14 protein-coding genes are annotated in these 19,987 nt (G+C 57.1%); all 14 read left to right on the top strand.

Annotated elements, in window-relative coordinates; translation table 11 throughout:
* Positions 1-3: 3 nt before the first annotated feature.
* The 14 genes from icmH (at position 4) to BW33_RS02265 (ending at position 19,986) form a co-directional block, all read left to right on the top strand.
* Complete coding sequence (icmH, locus tag BW33_RS02335) at positions 4-879, top strand: type IVB secretion system protein IcmH/DotU (RefSeq protein WP_003229559.1); 876 nt, start codon at positions 4-6, stop codon at positions 877-879.
* Between the two features lie 12 nt (positions 880-891).
* Positions 892-4,431 carry a type VI secretion system membrane subunit TssM gene (gene tssM / locus BW33_RS02330; RefSeq protein WP_047596825.1) on the top strand — a complete coding sequence of 1,180 codons (3,540 nt, stop codon included), beginning with the start codon at positions 892-894 and terminating at the stop codon, positions 4,429-4,431.
* Positions 4,431-5,159 (top strand): PP2C family protein-serine/threonine phosphatase, encoded by a 729-nt coding sequence (locus tag BW33_RS02325; protein ID WP_003229555.1) that lies wholly within the window; start codon positions 4,431-4,433, stop codon positions 5,157-5,159. Before tssM ends, BW33_RS02325 begins: the two co-directional genes overlap by 1 nt.
* Entirely contained in the window at positions 5,156-6,157 is a 1,002-nt protein-coding gene (locus BW33_RS02320) for a serine/threonine-protein kinase (RefSeq protein WP_027610390.1), read from the top strand. Before BW33_RS02325 ends, BW33_RS02320 begins: the two co-directional genes overlap by 4 nt.
* A gap of 28 nt (positions 6,158-6,185) precedes the next feature.
* Positions 6,186-8,222 carry a type VI secretion system Vgr family protein gene (locus BW33_RS02315; protein WP_047596823.1) on the top strand — a complete coding sequence of 679 codons (2,037 nt, stop codon included), beginning with the start codon at positions 6,186-6,188 and terminating at the stop codon, positions 8,220-8,222.
* 40 nt (positions 8,223-8,262) lie between these two features.
* A complete protein-coding gene (locus BW33_RS28810) occupies positions 8,263-10,617 on the top strand; it encodes a M23 family metallopeptidase (RefSeq protein ID WP_152546077.1) in 2,355 nt (784 codons plus the stop codon).
* 10 nt (positions 10,618-10,627) lie between these two features.
* On the top strand, positions 10,628-11,239 hold the full coding sequence (locus BW33_RS02300) for a hypothetical protein (protein ID WP_003229548.1): 612 nt from the start codon (positions 10,628-10,630) through the stop codon (positions 11,237-11,239).
* A 155-nt stretch (positions 11,240-11,394) separates the two neighbouring features.
* Complete coding sequence (locus BW33_RS02295) at positions 11,395-12,144, top strand: lysozyme inhibitor LprI family protein (RefSeq protein WP_047596819.1); 750 nt, start codon at positions 11,395-11,397, stop codon at positions 12,142-12,144.
* A 47-nt stretch (positions 12,145-12,191) separates the two neighbouring features.
* Positions 12,192-13,466: a lysozyme inhibitor LprI family protein gene (locus BW33_RS02290; protein ID WP_236645181.1), complete on the top strand. Its 1,275-nt coding sequence runs from the start codon at positions 12,192-12,194 to the stop codon at positions 13,464-13,466.
* A 47-nt stretch (positions 13,467-13,513) separates the two neighbouring features.
* Positions 13,514-14,881 (top strand): lysozyme inhibitor LprI family protein, encoded by a 1,368-nt coding sequence (locus BW33_RS02285; RefSeq protein WP_047596818.1) that lies wholly within the window; start codon positions 13,514-13,516, stop codon positions 14,879-14,881.
* Positions 14,882-15,083: 202 nt separating this feature from the next.
* Positions 15,084-16,478, top strand: a complete 1,395-nt coding sequence (locus BW33_RS02280; protein ID WP_081794157.1) for a TIGR01777 family oxidoreductase — start codon at positions 15,084-15,086, stop codon at positions 16,476-16,478.
* A 9-nt stretch (positions 16,479-16,487) separates the two neighbouring features.
* Positions 16,488-18,938 (top strand): alpha/beta fold hydrolase, encoded by a 2,451-nt coding sequence (locus tag BW33_RS02275; protein ID WP_047596816.1) that lies wholly within the window; start codon positions 16,488-16,490, stop codon positions 18,936-18,938.
* Positions 18,935-19,444: a hypothetical protein gene (locus BW33_RS02270; RefSeq protein WP_236645180.1), complete on the top strand. Its 510-nt coding sequence runs from the start codon at positions 18,935-18,937 to the stop codon at positions 19,442-19,444. Before BW33_RS02275 ends, BW33_RS02270 begins: the two co-directional genes overlap by 4 nt.
* A gap of 86 nt (positions 19,445-19,530) precedes the next feature.
* Complete coding sequence (locus BW33_RS02265) at positions 19,531-19,986, top strand: hypothetical protein (protein WP_047597106.1); 456 nt, start codon at positions 19,531-19,533, stop codon at positions 19,984-19,986.
* Position 19,987 lies beyond the last annotated feature (1 nt).

The raw sequence follows: 19,987 nt of genomic DNA, 5'->3' as shown, positions 1-19,987 counted from the left end.
GCCATGATCAAGGAAACGGATTACAACCAGGACGACAAAACCGTCCTGCTCGATCGTCAGGGCCACGGACCGGCAGCCAGTCCGCTGACCGACTTCGCCGCGCCGCCGCGCTTCGAACAACTGGAAGAACGGATGATCTACGCCGCGCGCCTGCGCCCGGCGGAGGCGTTCAACATCAGCCTGAATTCGCTGGTGGCGGCGTCGTCCGAACTGCTTTCGGAAGTGGTGCGCCTCAAGCACAGCGAAACCCGCGAAGACCTCTACGCGCTCAACGAGCGCCTGACCGCCGGGCTCAAGCTGTTTGAAGTGCGCGCGTTGCACAACGGCGCCGAAAGCAGCCAGGTGATGGCCGCCCGTTACGTACTCTGCACCGTGGTCGACGAAGCTGTCGTGACCACGCCGTGGGGTAATGAAAGCGAGTGGTCGCAGATGAGCCTGCTCAGCAGCTTCCACAACGAAACCTTCGGTGGCGAGAAGTTCTTCCAACTGCTTGATCGCCTGTCGAAGAACCCGGTCAAACACCTGCCGATGCTTGAGCTGATGTACCTGTGCCTGTCCCTCGGTTTCGAGGGCAAGTACCGCGTGCAGGCGCGTGGCATGCTCGAACTTGAAGGCATCCGCGACGCCCTGTACCGGCAGATCCGTCAGTTGCGTGGCGACGTGCCGCGCGAGTTGTCGCCGCACTGGGAAGGCCTCAACGATCAGCGCCGCAACCTGGTGCGCATCGTGCCGGCGTGGATGGTGGTGCTGTTCACGTTGGTCTGCCTGGTGGTGATGTATTCGGGCTTTGCCTGGGTCCTGGGCGAACAGCGTGACACCGTTCTGCAACCTTATCAGCCGCTTGATCCGGCCGCGGTTCAACCGCAGTCGCAGCCGTAACAGGGACGTGTGATGAAAAAGTTTTTCAAGAAAGTCGGCGCCTTCCTGCGCCAGACCTGGGTCTGGACTCTGCTGCTGGTGCTGTTCGTGGCGCTGCTGGTGTGGTTCGTCGGCCCGTTGTTGGCGGTGGATGACTACAAGTTCTGGGAAAGCGCGACCTCGCGTCTGCTGACCATCAGCGTGCTGTTCCTGATCTGGGGCCTGACCATGGTCTTCGTCAGCTGGCGCGCGGGCATCCGCAAAAAAGCCGTCGAGGAAACCGAAGACGGTCAGGATCGCATCCGTCGTGACGAGCTGATCGAAGAAGAGCAGAAAGAGTTGAAGGCGCGCTTCAAGGACGCGCTGAAAACCCTGAAGACTTCGAGCCTGTATCGCGGCCGCAGCGAACGCTGGCGCAACGATTTGCCGTGGTACCTGCTGATCGGTCCGCAGGCCTCCGGCAAGACCAGCCTGCTGGACTTCTCCGGGCTGGAATTCCCGATCAACAAGATCGACCGCAAGCTGACCCGTGACACCCTCGGCACCCGTCATTGCGACTGGTACTTCGCCGACCACGGTGTGCTGATCGACACCGCCGGACGTTACACCACACAGCCGGACGCGGAAGTCGACGGCAGTGCCTGGACCACCTTGCTCGAACTGCTGCGCAAGCGTCGTCGCGGGCGTCCGTTGAACGGTGTGCTGGTGACCATTCCGGTGGAATCCCTGATCGGTGGCAGCGAGCAGGACATCGACACCCTGGCGCGCCAGGTGCGTGGTCGTCTGCAAGACGTCTATCAGAAACTGCACGTCGACGTGCCGGTGTATCTGGTGCTGAGCAAGGCGGACAAGCTGCTCGGTTTCGACGAGTTCTTCGATCAACTGACTCGCGAAGAAAGCGATCAGGTGCTGGGCACCAGTTTCCGCAAGGATCAGGTCGGCACCGACGTCGCAGTCCTGCGCGGCGAATTCGAAGAGCTGCTGCGGCGCCTGAACAATCAGGTGATCATGCGCATGCACTCCGAGCGCGATACCCAGCGCCGTGGCCGCATCCTCGACTTCCCGCATCAACTGGGGCAGATCGGCGAGCGTCTGTGCCTGTTCGTCGACATGGCTTTCACTGGCAACCGCTACCAGCGCGCGTCGCTGCTGCGTGGTTTCTACCTGACCAGTGCTCCGCACCTGACGCAGGAAATGGACGCGACCACTGCAGGCATCGGCGCCAGCCTCGGCATGAGTGCCGGCGTACTGCCGACCCTGCGCAGTGGCCGTTCGCGCTTCATCCATCATCTGTTCAGTCGGGTGATTTTCCCGGAGTCGGATCTGGCCGGCCTCGACAAACGCGAGCGCAGCCGCATTCACTGGGGCCAGCGTGCTTTGTACGTCGGCGCACTGGCGGCACTGGCGCTGTTCGGCATGCTCTGGGCCGGTGGTTTCTCGGCCAACTACGAGCGTCTGGAAAACCTGCGCACGCTGGCGCAGAACTGGACTCAGCAGCGTTCGGCGCTGACCCCGCGTGATGACGCGATGGGCGTGCTGAAAACCCTCGACACCAGCTACGCCGCGACTCAGGTGTTCCCGAAGAAGGGCGACGTCTCGTACCACGAGCGTGGCGGCCTGTATCAGGGCGAAGACGTCAATCCGGTGGTCAGGCAAGCCTACGAGCATGAGCTCGAAGCGCAATTGCTGCCACGGGTCGCGACGATGCTCGAAGGGCAGATTCGCGCCAACATGAAGGACCGCGACAAGCTGCTCAACAGCCTGCGTGCGTACCTGATGCTGAACATGAAAGACCGTCGTGACGCCGCGTGGCTCAAGGACTGGGTCGCCACTGACTGGTCGCAGCGCTACACCGGCAACACTGCGGTGCAGAACGGTCTTAACACGCACCTTGAGCGCCTGCTGAAGCAGCCGTTCATCTACCCGCTGAACGATCAACTGGTGACTCAGGCACGTCAGGTACTGCGCGCCGAGTCGCTGGCCACCGTGGTCTACCGCATGCTCCGCGAGCAGGCGCGCAACCTGCCGGAATACCGTTTCAGCCAGCACCTCGGCCCGCAAGGCTCGTTGTTCATCGGCACCGAATACGTGATCCCGGGGTTCTACACCCAGCAGGGTTATCAGCAGTACTTCTCGGTGCAGGGTTCGGCGCTGGTCACCGACATCCTGCGTGACAACTGGGTGCTGGGTGAAGGCGCGGGCATCAGCGACATGGACTTGCGTCGCCTGATGGTCGAGCTGGAGCAACTGTACTTCCGCGACTACGCCAACTACTGGAGCGAAGCCGTTGGCCAGGTGGCCTTGCCGCCGATCAGCGACGCCGGTGAAGGCGCCGAGCAACTGGCGGGCCTGACTTCGGCCAACTCGCCGGTGCTGGCATTGCTCACTGAAGTGCGCGAAAACACGCGCTTCCCGGCCGCTGCCGATCCGGTGGATGAAGCCGGTGACGCCGCCGATGCACTGGCTGGGCAGAAGGGCAAACTGGGCAAGGTCGGCAAACTGGCGTCTGCCGTGGCGGACAAGGCTTCGGCGATGGCCGTGGCGAAAAGCCTGCCGGACACCGCGAAGAAGTCGCTGCAACGCCGCTTCGAGCCGCTGCATCGTTTGCTCGATGACAACAACGGCCCGGCCGCTGACCTGACCCCGGCCATCAGCGCGCTCAACGACCTGCAACTGCAACTGTCCGGTCTGGCCCGTTCCAGCACGCCGGAACAAGCCGCGTTCGAGATGGCGAAAACCCGCATGAGCGGCCAGCGTGATGCGCTGACCAACCTGCGTGCGGCCTCGAGTCGCCTGCCGCGTCCGCTGAGCGTGTGGTTCAACGTGCTGGCTGAAGACTCGTGGCGCCTGGTGCTCAACGACGCTTACCAATACCTGAACGGTCGTTATCAAAACGAGCTGTACAGCGTGTATGGCAAAACCATCAGCAAGCGTTATCCGTTCAGCGCCAGCAGCACCAGCGACGTGGCGATCAGCGATTTCCGCGAGTTCTTCCGCGCTCAAGGCACCGTCGACCGTTTCTTCGACAGCTACATGCGTCCGTTTGTCAGCGGCGATCCGGGCAACTACCGGATGCGCAGCGTCGACGGTCACAGCCTGCCGGTATCGAAGATGTATCTCGACCAGATGGCAGCAGCCCTGACGATTCGCCAGAGCTTCTTCTCGATCAACCCGGCCGAGCCGACCGTGCAGTTCAAACTGGAGCCGTACACCCTCGATCCGGCCGTGAGCCGTTCCGAGTTCAAGTTCGGCGACAAGACCATGGAATATCGCCACGGTCCGATCCTGCCAATGACGTTCAAGTGGCCGACCGATGCTGAAGACGGTCGCACCAGCCTGGTGATGGACAAGATGGCGGGGCGTCCGATCGGCATCGAGAAGAACTCCGGCCCATGGTCGCTGTTCCGTCTGTTCGACCTGATGCAGACCGAGTATCTGACCGGACGCGACGTGCTGGTGCTGAAAGCCGACGTGGGTGGCCTGCGCGCCAATTACCTGCTGACCAGCCAGCGCACGCCGAACCCGTTCGACATGGGCGTGCTGCGCACCTTCCGTATGCCGGTGCAGCTCTGATGCTGGTGGCCAGTCCCTGGCGCAGCGCGGCGCGAACCGATCCGGGCAAGGTGCGGGCGCGCAACGAAGATGCCTTCCTCGACAATCCGCAGCAGGGGCTGTGGGTGGTCGCGGACGGCATGGGCGGTCATCAGGGTGGCGACATCGCCAGCCAGTTGATCGTCGCCAGCCTGGCTGAACTGCCGCAACACGAGGACTTCGACGAACGCCTCAAAGCCATCCGCCAGTGCCTGCACTGGCTGAATCGGCGTTTGGGGCAGGAGTTGACGGTCACCGCCGGGCGTCACGACAGCATCATGGGCAGCACCGTCGTGGCGCTGCTGGTGGAGGGCAATCGCGCGGCCTGCATCTGGGCCGGCGACAGCCGTTGTTACATGTGGCGTGGGCAGCGGCTGTATCAGCTGTCCAAAGACCACTCGCTGCAACAGCAACTGATCGACGAGCAACAGATGAGCGTCGAACAGGCGGCAGCGCACCCGGCGGCTCAGGCCTTGACCCGAGCCGTCGGTGCCGCCGAACAGCTGACCCTGGATGTCCTCGAACTCGAGGTCTATCCGGGCGATGCGTTTTTGCTGTGCAGCGATGGTTTGTACCAAGGACTGAGCAGCGATGCCCTCGGCAACGCCCTCAGCCTCAGCGCGCCGCACGTGGCGCTGGAACGTCTGTTCGACGGCGCCCTGCGTGGCGCCGCCCGGGACAACCTGACTGCCGTGGTGATCCGCCAATGACTGAAATCGAATCCTCAGTCGATGACTTGTTGATGAGCGAAGAGCAGGCCAGCAACCTGACCTACTTCGCCTTCGCCAAGGCAAACAATGCCGAGCCGTTGCTGGCGCCGACCAAGGCCAGCATCGGTGCACTGCCGGACGTACTCGCCGGCCGCTACCACCTCGAGCGTCTGCTCGGGGCGGGCGGCATGGGTGCGGTCTATCGGGCCCGAGATCTGCTGCACGAGCAGTTCGGCGATCCCGACCCTTACATTGCGCTGAAAATCCTCAGCGAAGAATTTGCCGAATCGCCGGACGCCAGTGCCTTGCTCTACAGCGAGTTCGCCCTGACCCGGCGCCTGCGCCACGACAACGTCGTGCGTGCACACACCTTTGAAGTCGACACCGACTGCCAGCGGGCCTTCATCACCATGGAATACATGCGTGGCCTGACCCTGGACAAATTGCTCTGCGAGCGGCCTCTCGGCCTGCCGTGGAAAGAAACGCGCGACATCGCGCTGCCGCTGCTCGATACGCTGGCCTACGCCCACCGTCGCGGCGTGCTGCACGGTGACATGAAACCGAGCAACGTCATGCTCAGCGAAGACGGCCTGCGCCTGTTCGACTTCGGTCTCGGTCAGGCAGACGAGGGCGTGTTGCCCGGCCTGCCGCACCTGAGCCGCGAGCGTTTCAACGCCTGGACCCCGGGCTACGCCGCCCCCGAACTGCTTGAGGGCCAACCGTTGTCGGCCAGCGCGGACGTGTACGGCGTGGCCTGCGTGATCTATGAACTGGCGAGCGGCAAACACCCGTTCCGCCGCTTGCCCTCGACCCAGGCCCGCGACGAGCACCTGGAGCGCGAGCTGCAAGCCCCGGCGAACTTACCGAAACACGGCTGGCCAGCGCTGCGAACCGCGCTGAGCTTCAACGCGGCAGAACGCACCATCACTGCCGACCAATTGCGTGACGCCTTGGGCGCCACTTCGTCCTGGCTGCAACGGTTGCGACTTCGGGCGTAACGGACGACATTCGAACAGGGAGCGCTTTATGTTCAACCCAGCTAACGAAACCCACTTCAGCCTCAAGGTCGAAGACTACGTGGGCGACCTGCAAGTGCTGTCGTTCACCGGCACCGAAGGCATCAGCCAGCCGTTTCGTTTCGACCTCGAACTGGTCAGCGAAAACCCCGATCTGGACCTGGAAAAACTCCTGCACAAGCAGGCGTTCCTCGCGTTCGATCCACAGGGCTCGGGCATTCACGGCCAGATCTACCGCGTCGCCCAGGGTGATGCCGGCAAGCGCCTGACTCGCTACAAAGTCTCGCTGGTGCCGCAACTGCAATACCTGCATCACCGCACCAACCAGCGCATTTACCAGCAGATGTCGGCGCCGAAAATCATCGCGCTGATCCTCGACGAACACGGGATCAAGGGTAACGCCTACAGCTTCCAGCTCAGCCAGCCGTGCTTGGATCGCGACTACTGCGTGCAGTACGACGAAACCGATTTGCACTTCGTCCAGCGCCTGTGCGAAGAGGAGGGTATTCACTACCACTTCCAGCACAGCGAGAAGGGCCACCTGCTGGTGTTCGGTGATGACCAGACTGTGTTCCCCGACCTTGGCCAACCGACCGCCTACATACAGGGCAGCGGCATGGTCGCCGAAGAGCCGGTGATCAAAGGCTTCAAACTGCGCCTGGAAACCCGCACCAGCCGCACCACGCGCCGCGACTACGACTTCGAAAAACCGCGCCTGCAGATGGAGGCCGCGTATAAGCCTGACGGCGAGAGCACTGAACCGGATCTCGAAGACTACGACTACCCGGGCCGCTTCATCGACCGCGCGCGCGGCAAGTTCCTCAGCCAGCGCGCCCTCGAACGCCATCGCGCCGACTACCGCCAGGCCGAAGGTCGCGGCGACCAGACCAAACTGGTCAGCGGCCACTTCATGGCCATGTCCGACCACCCGCGCAGCGAGTGGAACGACCTGTGGCTGCTCACCGAAATCTTCCACGAAGGCAAACAGCCGCAAGTCCTCGAAGAAGGCGTGACCAGCGACACCACCGACAACAAGGACGACTTCCACCAGGGCTACCGCAACACCTTCCTCGCCACCCCGTGGGACGTGTTCTACCGCCCGGCCCTCGAACACCCGAAACCGCGCGTGCTCGGCAGCCAGACCGCCATGGTCACCGGCCCCAAAGGCGAAGAAATCCACTGCGACCAATACGGCCGCATCAAAGTCCAGTTCCACTGGGACCGCGAAGGCCTGGCCGACGACAAGACCAGCTGCTGGCTGCGCGTCTCAAGCTCCTGGGCCGGCGACCGCTACGGTGCGATCAGCATTCCGCGCATCGGCATGGAAGTCCTCGTCACCTTCCTCGAAGGCGACCCCGACCAACCCCTCGTCACCGGCTGCCTGTACCACAAGGAAAACCCGGTGCCTTACGCACTGCCGGCCAACAAAACCCGCAGCGTCTTCAAAACCCTCAGCTCCCCGGGCGGCGGCGGTTACAACGAACTGCGCATCGAAGACAAAAAAGGCGCGGAGCAGATCTACATCCACGCCCAGCGCGACTGGGACGAAAACATCGAGCACGACCAGAAGATTCGGGTCGGGAATGAACGTCACGACACCGTGGTGAAGAACACCTACACCGAGCTTAAGGCTGAAGAACACCGCACCACGATTTCCGACCGCAAGGTTGAAGCGAAGCTGGATGATCACCTCACGGTTGGGCAGAACCAGCATGTGAAGCTGGGGACTGCGCAGCTCACCAGCGTGGGCAAAGAGATTCACCTCAAGGCTGGGGACAAGATTGTTATTGAGGCGGGGACAGAGCTGACCATTCTTGGGGGTGGGAGCTTTATCAAGCTGGATGGTGGTGGTGTGACCGTGGTTGGGCCGGTGGTGAAGATTAATGCCGGGGGCTCGCCGGGGAATGGCACCGGGATCGGGATTAAGCCGCCGGTGCTGCCGGGGGCGGCGGATAAGGATAAGGCGGGGAGTTTGATGGATCAGGCGTTGGGGAATGCGGTGCCTGAGAAGGTTAAGCCGACAGTTGATTACCCTTTCTCGCTTTGAGCGAACGGACAAGCGTCAATATGAACAAGGAATTTTTTGAATGATCATTAGCCCTCCATTTATTCCTGCTCCAGTGGCGGGTGAAACCGACGATGCTTATCTTGCGCGTGCCATGGTGGGTGGTATTCCCGGTGATGGTGGTTATCCGTTGAGCTTTGATCTCAACTGGCATGGCGGCATTCATTTGACCGCTCCCAAGGAGGGAGGGAACTCATTGCCCGTACAAGCTATATCAGATGGCACTCTGGCTTATTTTCGTCAGCCTACCCACGAAAGCACTGCGCCTCCAGATCATGCATTACGCTATCGGAATAAATGGACTGATGACGGATGCGTAGTTATTCGACATGAAACAGAAATAGGTGAAGGAGAAAAGGCGAAGGTCGTATTTTTTTCTATTTACATGCACCTTTCGAAAATATTAATTACTGCGCCCCAGAAGGGTAAAGCTGTTTCCCGTAAAGATAAAGTTGGCGAGGCGGGTAGTATATACGGAGAAAGTGGGAGAATTCATTTCGAGATTGTCGCGGATCAAAGTCAAATCGAGAAGCTAGTAGGTAGGAAGGAAAGGGATTTGAATTTTCTGACCGCTCATGGGCGATCAGATTGCGTTTGGGGTGATGCATATTTTTTTATTCCTCCAGAAGTACTTGTTTACGAAAGAGCACCCAGTAACATCCTTTCAGCACAGAATGATTCGCCCGTTGTTTATAGATGCCCAGCCATGCCTTCAGGGCCAGCCCCTATCCAAGAGGCTGGAGCGCCCACATCAAATGTTAACGATTCAGTTCAGGGGTATGATTGGTCACTAGCTTCAGAGCTGCAAAATGGTATGTTTATTAAAATGAGCTTTGCCAAAGGGCAGTGCAAGCTCACAACGTATAGCCATTCAGGCTTTGAGCTAGGCTCGCAGACCGAGAGTGGTAGTTATGAATACGACCTATATAACACGGCGACCGAAAAGTTCCCTAAGTCGCCTAGCGCGGGATTCGAACTGCTTAGGTTTGGTAGAGTGTTGAGCGGAGACCAGCTTATTCCAGCTGATGCGGCCCATTGGCGGAAAATAAAAATTCCAGGAAAAACTGGTGAAGAAAGTAAGGCTGGTTGGATAGATCTAAATTCTTTTTCTGTGACTAAATTTAGTGATGCAGATTTTCCGCATTGGCAAGGGTGGCAGTTAGTAGATGACGATACAGATGCTGATAGCCACTGCCAGTCTCAATTCATCCGAGCTGTACTAAATTTGGATGCTGGTAAAGTCGTTTCTGATAATCTAGATGCTGTTAGCATCGCCAAATCTCCCGCATATGCAACTCTCTCGGCTAATGAGCAGCAGGATCTTTCAACTAGATACGTCGCAGAGCGCCAGTTGACGCAGTCATTACTTGAAAAGTCTGAAGTTCAAGATCGTGTAAAACGACTAGTGTGCAAATTCCCAAGTGAGTGGTGTAAAAATGACTTTGATACTCGATATGATTGGTTAAAGAAGGTTGCGGAGGGCGGTCCGCTGCCGGAAGATCAATACGTAAAGTTGAAGTTTCACCAGCAAGCCTTGGGATTTTGGGAGGAGGCTGCATTGGTAGGGATCGATCATATGCATTGGCATTTTCCACCTAAAGAATTTATCCGTACCTTCAGCCAGTGTGGTTGGCTTACCAAGAGCGATATGAAGGGGGTTTACCCTACTGCATCCGATGCAAATATAAATAAATACCTTGTTCATATAAATAAAACTCTTTCTAAGTATTTAATCGTCGGTAGGTTGAGGCGATCGCACTTTTTTGGGCAGGCAGGCGTCGAGTCCGGTCAACTTGCTATGATGTCTGAACTGTATAATGGTGCTCCGCATGATTATTTTAGGCGGTATGCTAATGCTTCGAATTACAATGGTTGGTTGGGCAACATAAAGTACAATGATGGCGGAGATTTCAGAGGGCGCGGTTTGAAGCAACTTACCGGCAGAGCCAACTATGCCAATTATTGGGTTTACAGAGGATGGTTGCAAGCTAGTTCATTTTCAAATAACTGGTGGAAGCATACTTCGTGGTGGGGTATTACCATTTCTGGAGCTACAGTTACCGGAGCGCAGAAAGCTACGCTGCCAATTCAAAATGCTGCAACAATCGCACAGTTAGATGCCCAGATAAGGCCGCCTGTGATAGTCAATCCAGATCGTGTAAAAGATGAGCCGTTCACTTGTATTGATACAGCAGGTTGGTTTTGGGCGAAAAATAAACTGCTAGGAATCGCCGACTCTAACGATATTCCACAAATGACTCGACGTATTAGGGGGGATGGTGCGTTAGTCGGAACGGACTCTGCTCACCCGTGGCCGGCTGCAGCAAATTTTCCGGCTCGTGAGACAATGACAAATAAACTTCTAAAATTTTTCTAAGGTGAGCCACATGATTCGACTGATTGCATTAGCGTTTTTTATCTATAGTGGTGCTGCATATTCTAGTTCAGTAGAGCATAGTCTGATATGCAAGGAAGCTGACCAAGACTCCGCTTCAGCTAGCTTGGCTCTTTCTTTTGAGGGGGTCACCTTCTCTCTTGATAATGCTGATCGCGGATGTCGGTCAGATTATGTTGCTAGAGAAGTGGTAGGGGCCGAAAATAAAATAATTATATTCTCTTATCCAACCAGTGATGATATGGGTCTAAATGCTCAGGTAATGATTTTTTCTGCTGTAGCTAAAGGTGGAAAGGCCGCATATATCGGAGACATCCCTGCTAGTGCTTCGGAGTTGGAGGACGGTACCTATAAAGATATTCAACAGTCCGGTGATTCAATTTACGAGAACGTTTACCGTATTGAAAGTACTAAAGTTGTGACTTTGACTCCAGGTAAAGAGTTGATAATTTCTGGCGAGCAATGTGTTTATAAGGAAGCGGGTAGCACTGTCTGTCAAAAGATGAAAGGCACCTTCAAAAAACCTGTGTGCGTCCTCAATAATGGTGAGCGCAAAGTCCTCGCGGATGCGAGGGAGTGCATGGACATGAGAGAAAATCTTTGAGGAAAACGGGACGGATTTATTTGTTGCGCTCGACCGATTTGAATTTAGTTGAGAACTTAAATAGATCTGGCCCGTTTGTCGGTTCTGACTCTATCTTCTGTCGCAGGCCCGTTCAGAATTGAACGGGTCACTGACTTTTTTACGGACGCCAAGGAATGCAGATTTTCACATTCAGTCTCATTTTTTTACTTTCAATACTGTCGCCTGTGGTCATGGCTGAGGGCACGATGATTGCCACGATCCTTCAGGCCGACTTTTCCAAGGATCCGGAAGTCCGGTTGCTTGTCAGAGTCGTTGATGTGGGTGACGGTTCGGATACCCCTTCCATGGCGGTTCGTAATCAATGCCTGGAGAGAAAGGCGTCCGCAGAACGTCCTGGGCCGGATCCGTGCTTTTCGATAGAGATCACTGAGAGCAAAAAGCAACGGGCCATTGTTCGGCAAACGCTATTGAATGATCCTCAGCGCACAACCGACCCTATCTATTTGGAAATTGTTTATCGCTCGGAGGTCAGCGAGAGCGATCCGACGAATCACCATCAGCGATCCGCCACACTGAAGATCGAAGAAAACGGCCTCTACAATTGGAACAATGAGAGCGAACAGGCATTGGCGGACGTTGAGTGGTTTCCCTCGGGAAATGGTGTTCTTGATCTGATGGTTCCTGACGCGGATGCATTGTTGAACTCTGTATATCGGGATCGTATGAGTCGACTGGACGAAAGCGGTCAGAAAGCACTGAGGGAAACTCAAAGAGCCTGGATGAAATTTCGAGATGCGGAGTGCCAGTCCGACCCGAAATCGCATAAATCAGTTTTCGGTGAGTGGTCCGATGCCTGTCTGATTCGCGCGACGATAGAGCGTGCTCGCCAATTGGCTTTGGCACCGGACAAGAGCAGACGTTGAAACGGACAAGCCAGAGCATTCGGGCGAAAGCGTCGACTTGGATGAGCATGAACAAACTTTTCTTTCTCTTTTTTGCGCTATTTCCTTTACGTGTGAGAGGGGACAGATTATTTGTCGCGCAAAATTATTTGATTTTGAGGCGGAGCGTAAACGTATCCGTTTCGATGGTGGGAAAATTTTTTATGGCTGATTCAATGAAAAATTTATATTCGCTCTCCTGCTGTTTATCGTTAATCTTTTTGCTATTCAGTTCGGTCGCACTTTCTGCGAGTTTCGACTGTGGCAAAGCTTCGACGGACGTAGAAAGGAAAATTTGTAGTTCTCCTTCTTTGTCCGCAATGGACGAAAAGCTCAGTGAGGTCTTCAAACCGATAAAAAATCGGCGAGCTTTACAAATAATCGAGAGTGATTGGCTTGAGTCAGAGCGTAATTCTTGTGAGTCAGTGGAGTGCTTAGAGGACTCTTATGTTCGGCAGATACGCTTTCTGTCGCCGGTTCCAATTGCGCCTAGGCCAACTCAGAAAGATATTAAGTTAATGTTGGGTGATAAACCGTACACACAGTTTGAACGCTCATGGAAGGTCATTGATTTAGCATGGCTTCCCAATGAAAAAGGGGCTGTCGAACGATTTTTGATCTCCGCTGAAACAATTTCAGGCATGTTGCATGTCATCGTGTTTGAAGGGCATTTTGATGCGGCGATGATTGCGTACCGGGGTAATCTATATGAGTACGTTGATCGCAACGACAGGCTGGTATTGCACACGATTGCGAAAGATATCTGTTTTGATGGTGCTTTGAGTTTGGGTTCAAACGACGAAGGGAAAAGATTCGCGGGAATCTTGGATGGGGCGTTTTTCTATCGACAGCAGCTCTCTAAGAATCAGCTGCGGGGGATGGTTTATAAGCTCGGTTCAAAATCTCCGCCATTGGAAAGCAGTTTGCTGTTCCAGCAGTGGCCAAATACTGATGAAAATGCTGTTAGTGGTTTGACATTCGGTTGGGGTGGTGATTATGGAAAATTGCAAGCGTACTACTCGCACACCTCAGGGTATGAAACGATAGCGCAGGCTGGTCGGCCCGAGGCCGGTTGGAATATATATGCTCCGATTTGGAGCAAGTCACGGCCGACGTTTTATTTCAAGAACGGTGATGAAACTATTTGGCGTGCCAATGTTGCAGATAAGACGTTAACAAAAATTGCGAAGGCTAGTGATGAAGGAATGATCCAGAATCCTACCCCTGTCGATATTAATGGGCGCGAAGCAATCGTTTATCTGAATGGATCTACTCTGAAAATGGCTATCTCCCTTGAAGAATAGGCACGACTTAAAAATAACACTTTCGCAAAATATTGTTGGAATTTGCCTTGAGTAAATATCTTATTCCGGTGCTGCCCGCCGTGCTGATTGGTGGTTTATCTCTGTTGGGGGGACATGCATTTGCTGACGATGCATGTGCCGATATCACTACGAACTCACAGAGTGAACGATGTTCTGTGAGTGCCAAGGTTGCTGCAGATAAGCAGTTGAATACCAGTTATCAAGAACTGATGGTTCGGCTCGAGGGTGGGTATCAAACCGATCCAGTTCTTGCGGCGAGCCAAAAGGCAACGGTTCAGGAGGCTCAGCGCGCCTGGATCAAACTGCGCGATACCGATTGCCAGGTCGATGCGTTGGAGACGGAACCGGGCTCTTCGGCGCATGTGGCAGCGGTGAACAATTGCATCGCCAGTATGAGTCGTGACCGTTCAGTGTTTTTGGACAACATCGCGTCCGATACCGGGAGTGGCCCGACAATTGGACGTGGCTCGTGCCCTACGCAAGACTTTGCACAGTTTCTTCCAGCATTCTCCGCTAATGCCGAATCGCAGAAGCGACTAACTGCGCAGGCCGTGAAGCTGCTGGTATTAAAGGGGACGTCGGATATTGGGCGGATTGTGACTTACGTTACTGCGGAGGTGGGACGCGATATGGCGTTTCCCTTAATGGTGGCTGTGCCCGATGGGAAAGTGGAAGGAATAGAGATCGAGAAGGTGGATGACCGCCACGTTAACGTTGTGGATAAACGCGCCGGCAACAGCAACATCAAGATTTTCAACTTTTCGCGGAAGTCCTGCTGGACGCTTGATGGGGTTGAGGACTGGTCGATTCCTGAAAAAGAGCTTTCTGTAGCCAGTACGCGGAAAATGAGTCGCGCGGAGAATTTCTGTTGGCAGCGCGGACAAGGATTTGCTGGCTTGGGCGGCCTTGAGCAATACCGACTGACAGGAGAACTTTTTGAGGCGACTTTGGAAAATTACCTGTGCGCGGCCGCTTCAGGTGATCCTATATCTAGTTCGGCTGCGGCCGGGCTGAGTCTGTCGGGTATGGCCCCGCAATTGGAATACGGCAAAGTTGAGGCTCTTTTCAAAGCAGCAGCCGTTGATTCGCCGAGCGGTGCTGAGTCGTTGGCTGGCTTCTATTGTTTTGGCAATGAATTGGCCGGTTCAGGACCCTGCCAGCGCCCGCTGGACGTTGAAAAAGAGTTGATTCGTGCTACCACCATGGGATCAACGCATGCATTCGTTTCGTTAGGCGATTATTGGAAAAGCGGCGATCTAGGAAAGAAAGATACTCCTCGCGCCTTGGCCTGTTATCAGCTTGCCGCCGACAAAGGTAACGACTCGGGCATCAATGCGATTAAGCGACTTCAGTCCGAAGTGGCCGAACCGATAGTGGCTATCAGCTGCTTTTAGTGCGGTTAAGTGAAGAAGGGCGTTTACAGCGCCCGACGCCTTTTCACCGCGATGTGATCAAACGCGCCATCATGGCTAACGCGTTTGATCACATAGCGGTGAGCCAGAATCCGCAGCGCTTAAACGTTTAATACTTGAGCATCTGACGACCGCGATTTTCCTTTAAACTCCCCACCCCCAAGGAATGCGCTCAGGACACGGAATGCCAGCCCCCTCGATCTCCCTTCGCCCAGCGTTAGTACTCTGGCTATACGCCGCCGCACTCGCGCACATACTCGCCGGCCTCACCCTGACCTGGGCCGGGCATTCCGGATTACTTGACGGCTATCTGCACACCCTCGAACTCGCATTCTGGGGCGCCGATGCGGTACCTGCCGCCGGCCACGAACAACAAGTCTGGTGGCTCGCGCTTTTCGGCGCGACGCTGCAAAGCTATTCGCTGTACATGCTCGCTCTGGTGCACTTGGGCAATCGCTTGAAAGCTCCAGCAGTGTGGGGATGGTTGATCGCCGGCATCCTATTATGGGCGCCGCAGGACATGTGGCTCTCGGCGCAACAACAGGTCTGGTCGCACCTGTGGCTTGACGGTTTTGCGCTGCTGATGCTGTTGCCGCCGCTGATCTGGCTGTATCGCCATGACCGCCGGAAGTCTCCTGCAGTAAAGACAACGAGCCTGTCCAACCCGTTTGCCGGCGGCGCTTTCAAGCGCGTGCTGATCACCGGCGGCACCGGGTTCATCGGTGAAGCCTTGGTCAATCAATTACTCGACGCCGGTCATTCAATTAGCGTTCTAACGCGTGATCCGTTGAGCGCCGCCACCTTGTTCAACGGCCGCGTCCGCTGTATGCATTCGCTCGGCGAACTCAGCCACGACGAAACCTTCGACGTAGTGATCAATCTCGCTGGCGCGCCCGTCGCCGGCCCACGCTGGAGTCCCAAGCGTCAGGCGCAACTGCTCGCCAGCCGAGTCGGCACCACCGAAGCGTTGATGACTTGGTTGAAGAACACCGAGCACAAACCAGCACTGTGGATTCAAGCCTCGGCCATCGGTTTCTACGGCGTGCGCGATGCCAGCGAAAGCCTCGATGAACACGCCAGCAAGGGCGACGGCTTCATGGCCGAACTCTGCGCGCGTTGGGAAGCCGCCGCGCAACCGGCCACTGAGTTTGGCGTGCGTCAGGTGGTGCTACGCCTCGGCGTGGTCTTCGGCCCGGGCGGCGCGTTGACGCCGTTGCTGCTGCCGTTCCGCTTGGGCTTCGGCGGGCGCATGGGCGATGGTCGGCAGATCATGAGTTGGGTGCATCGCGATGATGTGCTTCAGGTGATCGCAAGGGCTTTCAATGACGACAGTCTGCGCGGCACCTACAACATGGTGGCGCCGGAAACGGTCAGTCAGGCAGCGTTCGCCGAGCAGGCCGGCCAGGTCCTCAAGCGTCCGGTGTGGTTCCATATTCCAGCAGCGCCAGTGCGTGCCTTTGCAGGGGAAATGGCGCAGTTGTTCTTCGACGGTCAGCGCGTGGTGCCGCAGCGTTTGACCGAGGCTGGCTACACATTCCGTTATCCAACCCTCGACGCCGCGCTGCGCGATCTGACCTGAGGATCGCTCATGAGCAAGCCCTTGATGTACCTGTTGGCCGGCAACGGCAGCGCCGCCGATTGGTGGGATGACGCGCTGCCGCATTTCAAGCGTTACGAAGTGGTGCCGCTGGAGTTGCCGGGTTTCGGCGCCAATCCGCAGCCGCCCTGTGAGGATCTGGCGGATTACGCGCAAACCTTGCTGGCGATGACACAGCAGGGCAGCGCGATCATGGCAGTCGGGGTCAATGCGTTGCTGGTGTTGCATGCGTTGCAACGTCGGCCGGGGCACTTCTCCCGCAGCGTTTTGTTGGCGCCAGTCGGTGCGTTTCTATGGCAGCGGCGGTTGCCGGCGCTGATGTCGCCGCTGCCGATTCGCAAGACCATTCACTGGCTGCTGTCGAACAAACCCGCGCTGTTCGCGCGCAAGTTCTCCAACCAGACCTGGACCCCCGCGCAATACCAGCGCATGGGCGCCGGCTATGCGCGCTGCCGTGCGTTCGTGCCGCATTGGGATCTGATTCGCGCTGATACTGCGTTGCCACTGCTGGAGTGGATCACCGATCCGATCGAGCTGGTCTGGGGCGATCAGGACGCTGTGCTCGGTATCGAGCAAGCAGCGGCGTGGTCGGCGATTCTCGCTCGCGCTGATCTGACCATAAGCCTCAAACCCGGTTGGGGCCATTACCCGTGGATCGACTCGCCCGCGCAGTTCGCACAGTGGCTGGAGTCGGGCGAGCGCGGGTTTGTCGCGCACACCAAGGGTGGGCGTTTACGTCTGGCTGAACTGGCCCGGCAAGCGGTGCCGGCCGCGTTGACCCTCATCGATTGCAGCGATCCGCGTCTGCCGGCATTTCTCGCTGCCCAACCTGATGTGACCTGGGCGGTGCGCTCCTCGAGTTATGGCGAGGATCAGGCCGACTCGGCGAATGCCGGTTTGAGCACCACCTATCTGCGCGAGCCGACCGCCAATGTGTCGAAACGCATCGCCGAACTGACGGCCGAAGGTGTCGAGGAAGTGGTGGTGCAGCGCTTCATCACGCCGCAGGTGTCGGGCATCGCGTTTCTGCGTCATCTGTCGGTGGAACTCGAATGGGTTGAAGGTCATCTTGAGTCCCTTGCCGACGGTCAGATCAGCCCGGAACGAGCGACGCTTTCGCGGCTCGGCGAAGCCTGGCGCAGTGGCACGTTCACGGCCGCCCACGGTTTGACCGAAGACGTGCTGTGGCGCTTTCTCCAGGATGTCTTGCGGGTGTTCCACTATGTTCCCGGCGATGTCGAATGGGCCTGGGACGGTACGCAACTGTGGCTGCTGCAATACCGGCCGATCAGCGACTACGGCTGGCGCCGCCACCTGACGGCCGCCAACATCGCCGAGATCCTGCCGCCGCAACCCAGTGTGCTGGTGGAGTACGCCCAGCGCCGGGCCGCTGCGAGCATTCCGGCGATCATGGCCCGTTGGGATGCGCGGGTGTTGCAGGACAACGAGCCGTTCACGGCCGTGTTTGGCGGCGCGTCCTACATCAACAACGACCTGTTTCTCGCACGGTTGGCCGACTGGGGCATCAGCGCCAGCAACTATGCAGGTGAAGTCGGCGGCGCGACTCCGCATCTGCCGTGGCGACCGCTGCGGATGTTGCGTTCGCTGCCGTTGTTTTTGCGCATGCAACGTATCGCTCGCGGGCATTTGCTGAGCCTTGAGCACGGCTTGCAGCGCTTCGACCGGGAGCTGACCGACCTCGTCGCCCAAGGTGCTGACGGTCAGCAACTGGCCGACTGGTTCTCCCGGTTCTATGTGTTCGTGGTGCAGGGCAATCTGTGCATCGCCACGGCGCTGGCCAGCAGCGGCGGGGACTGGCTTGGCCGACCACCCACCGCTTACGACAACCTGGAAAACAGCCCTCATCGACTGCCGTGGGAAACCGACCCGGCCACCCCGCGACCCGCGTCGAGCGAACTGCCGCTACAGCCATTCCCGCAATGGTCCGGGCTGATCCGCCTCGCGCACTCGACCGGCCTGCCGGGCCTGCGCGGTTACTACCTGCAAGTACGCGAGTGGTATCGCGACAACCTGATGCGCATCTTCTTCCGTCTGCACCACGCCATGCCCATGGCGGATCGCGAACATTGGTTCGCGCCGCATCCGGACGTACGCACTCGCGACGGCAGCTTCTGGCAGGACGGTCGCGAAGGTACGGAGCAGGCCACCGGTTTCATGATTTATCCGGGGCAAGTGCAAGGCATTCTCGGCGTGGACATTTTGTTGGAAGACACCTTAGATCCGGGGCGGCATGCACACTATCAAGCAGCACGAGCGGTAATTGCGCGGATGGGCGGGCGGCTGTCGCATGGCTCCACGTTGTTGCGCGAGTTGCGCAAGCCGTCGGCGGTGAGGCCGCAGGTTGATCCGGCGTGGATGGGGTGTGAGGTGTTGTATCGGGATGGTGAACTGGAATTGATGAATTCGAAGGATACGAAGTGAAACGACGGTTGTTGATGTGTTTGGCCTGGTTGCCGATGGTGAGCCTGGCGACGGATCTGTGCAATTCGGAGACCGATACGAAGAATTTTCTCTCGCAATGGGTGGAAAGACCCGATTACATCCTGGATATACATTCAAGTTTTCAACCTGATGGATTCAGTCTGGAGGAGGGCAAGGTGGTGTATCACGGCGATCTTAATGACGACGGCCAGGAAGATTTCATTTTCACCTCCTACTCAAGCCGTGGTTCAGCGGGTGACTCGACCTTCGCCTTCCTCATCCAGTGCCACGGTTACTTGAAGCATGTCGGGGGCGATTATTTCGCCGAGGTCAAAGTTCTGGACGGTACGCCCAAGAACGGCGGCGATGTAAAAGACATCGAGATCTACTCCTACATTCGCGATAAGCGCGGCCAGATCCGCTACAAGGGCAAAGAGGCCATGACCCGGCCACATCTGTGGCAATTCAATCCGCACACACAGCTTTATGAAGGGCAGTCTGAGTGAGTCGACGGTCCCCACTGCATTTACGGAGTTACTACGTGAAAGGATTTTCGATTGTTCTCGGCAGCTTGATATTGGCTGCCGCGTCCATGGCATTCGCTGCCGACCCAACCTTCAAGGATTACACCGTCACGCCAGTGTTCACCGGCTCCAACCATAAGTTGGTGCTGCAAGAAAACAGCAGCTCAATGATGGATCAGGCACGGGTGAAAGCCTTGCAAGGCAAGGTCAACTTCGCCGGCCATTACATCCTGCACAGACTAGGTTGTGGCGGCAGCGCCATTTGCGGCGAAGTGCTGGACGCCCAGACCGGTGAAATGGTTGGAGGTCTGCCCAATGCTTACGACGGCAGCACTTTTGGCATGGTTTACCAGCCAGATAGCCGCTTGATCATCGTCTCCGGCATCACGCTCGACGGCGAAGAAGATGCGCAGGGGAATGCGTTGGAAAGTGGTAATCGGGATCGTTACTACGAGTTTGTGAACAATGAGTTTCGGCTGCTGAGCATGACCGACGTGGAATCGCCGCCGATGGATGAGGAGTGAG

Source organism: Pseudomonas sp. RIT288, assembly GCF_000631985.1.
In the GTDB taxonomy this organism is placed as follows: domain Bacteria; phylum Pseudomonadota; class Gammaproteobacteria; order Pseudomonadales; family Pseudomonadaceae; genus Aquipseudomonas.
This window is presented reverse-complemented; position numbering and strand designations above follow the sequence as displayed.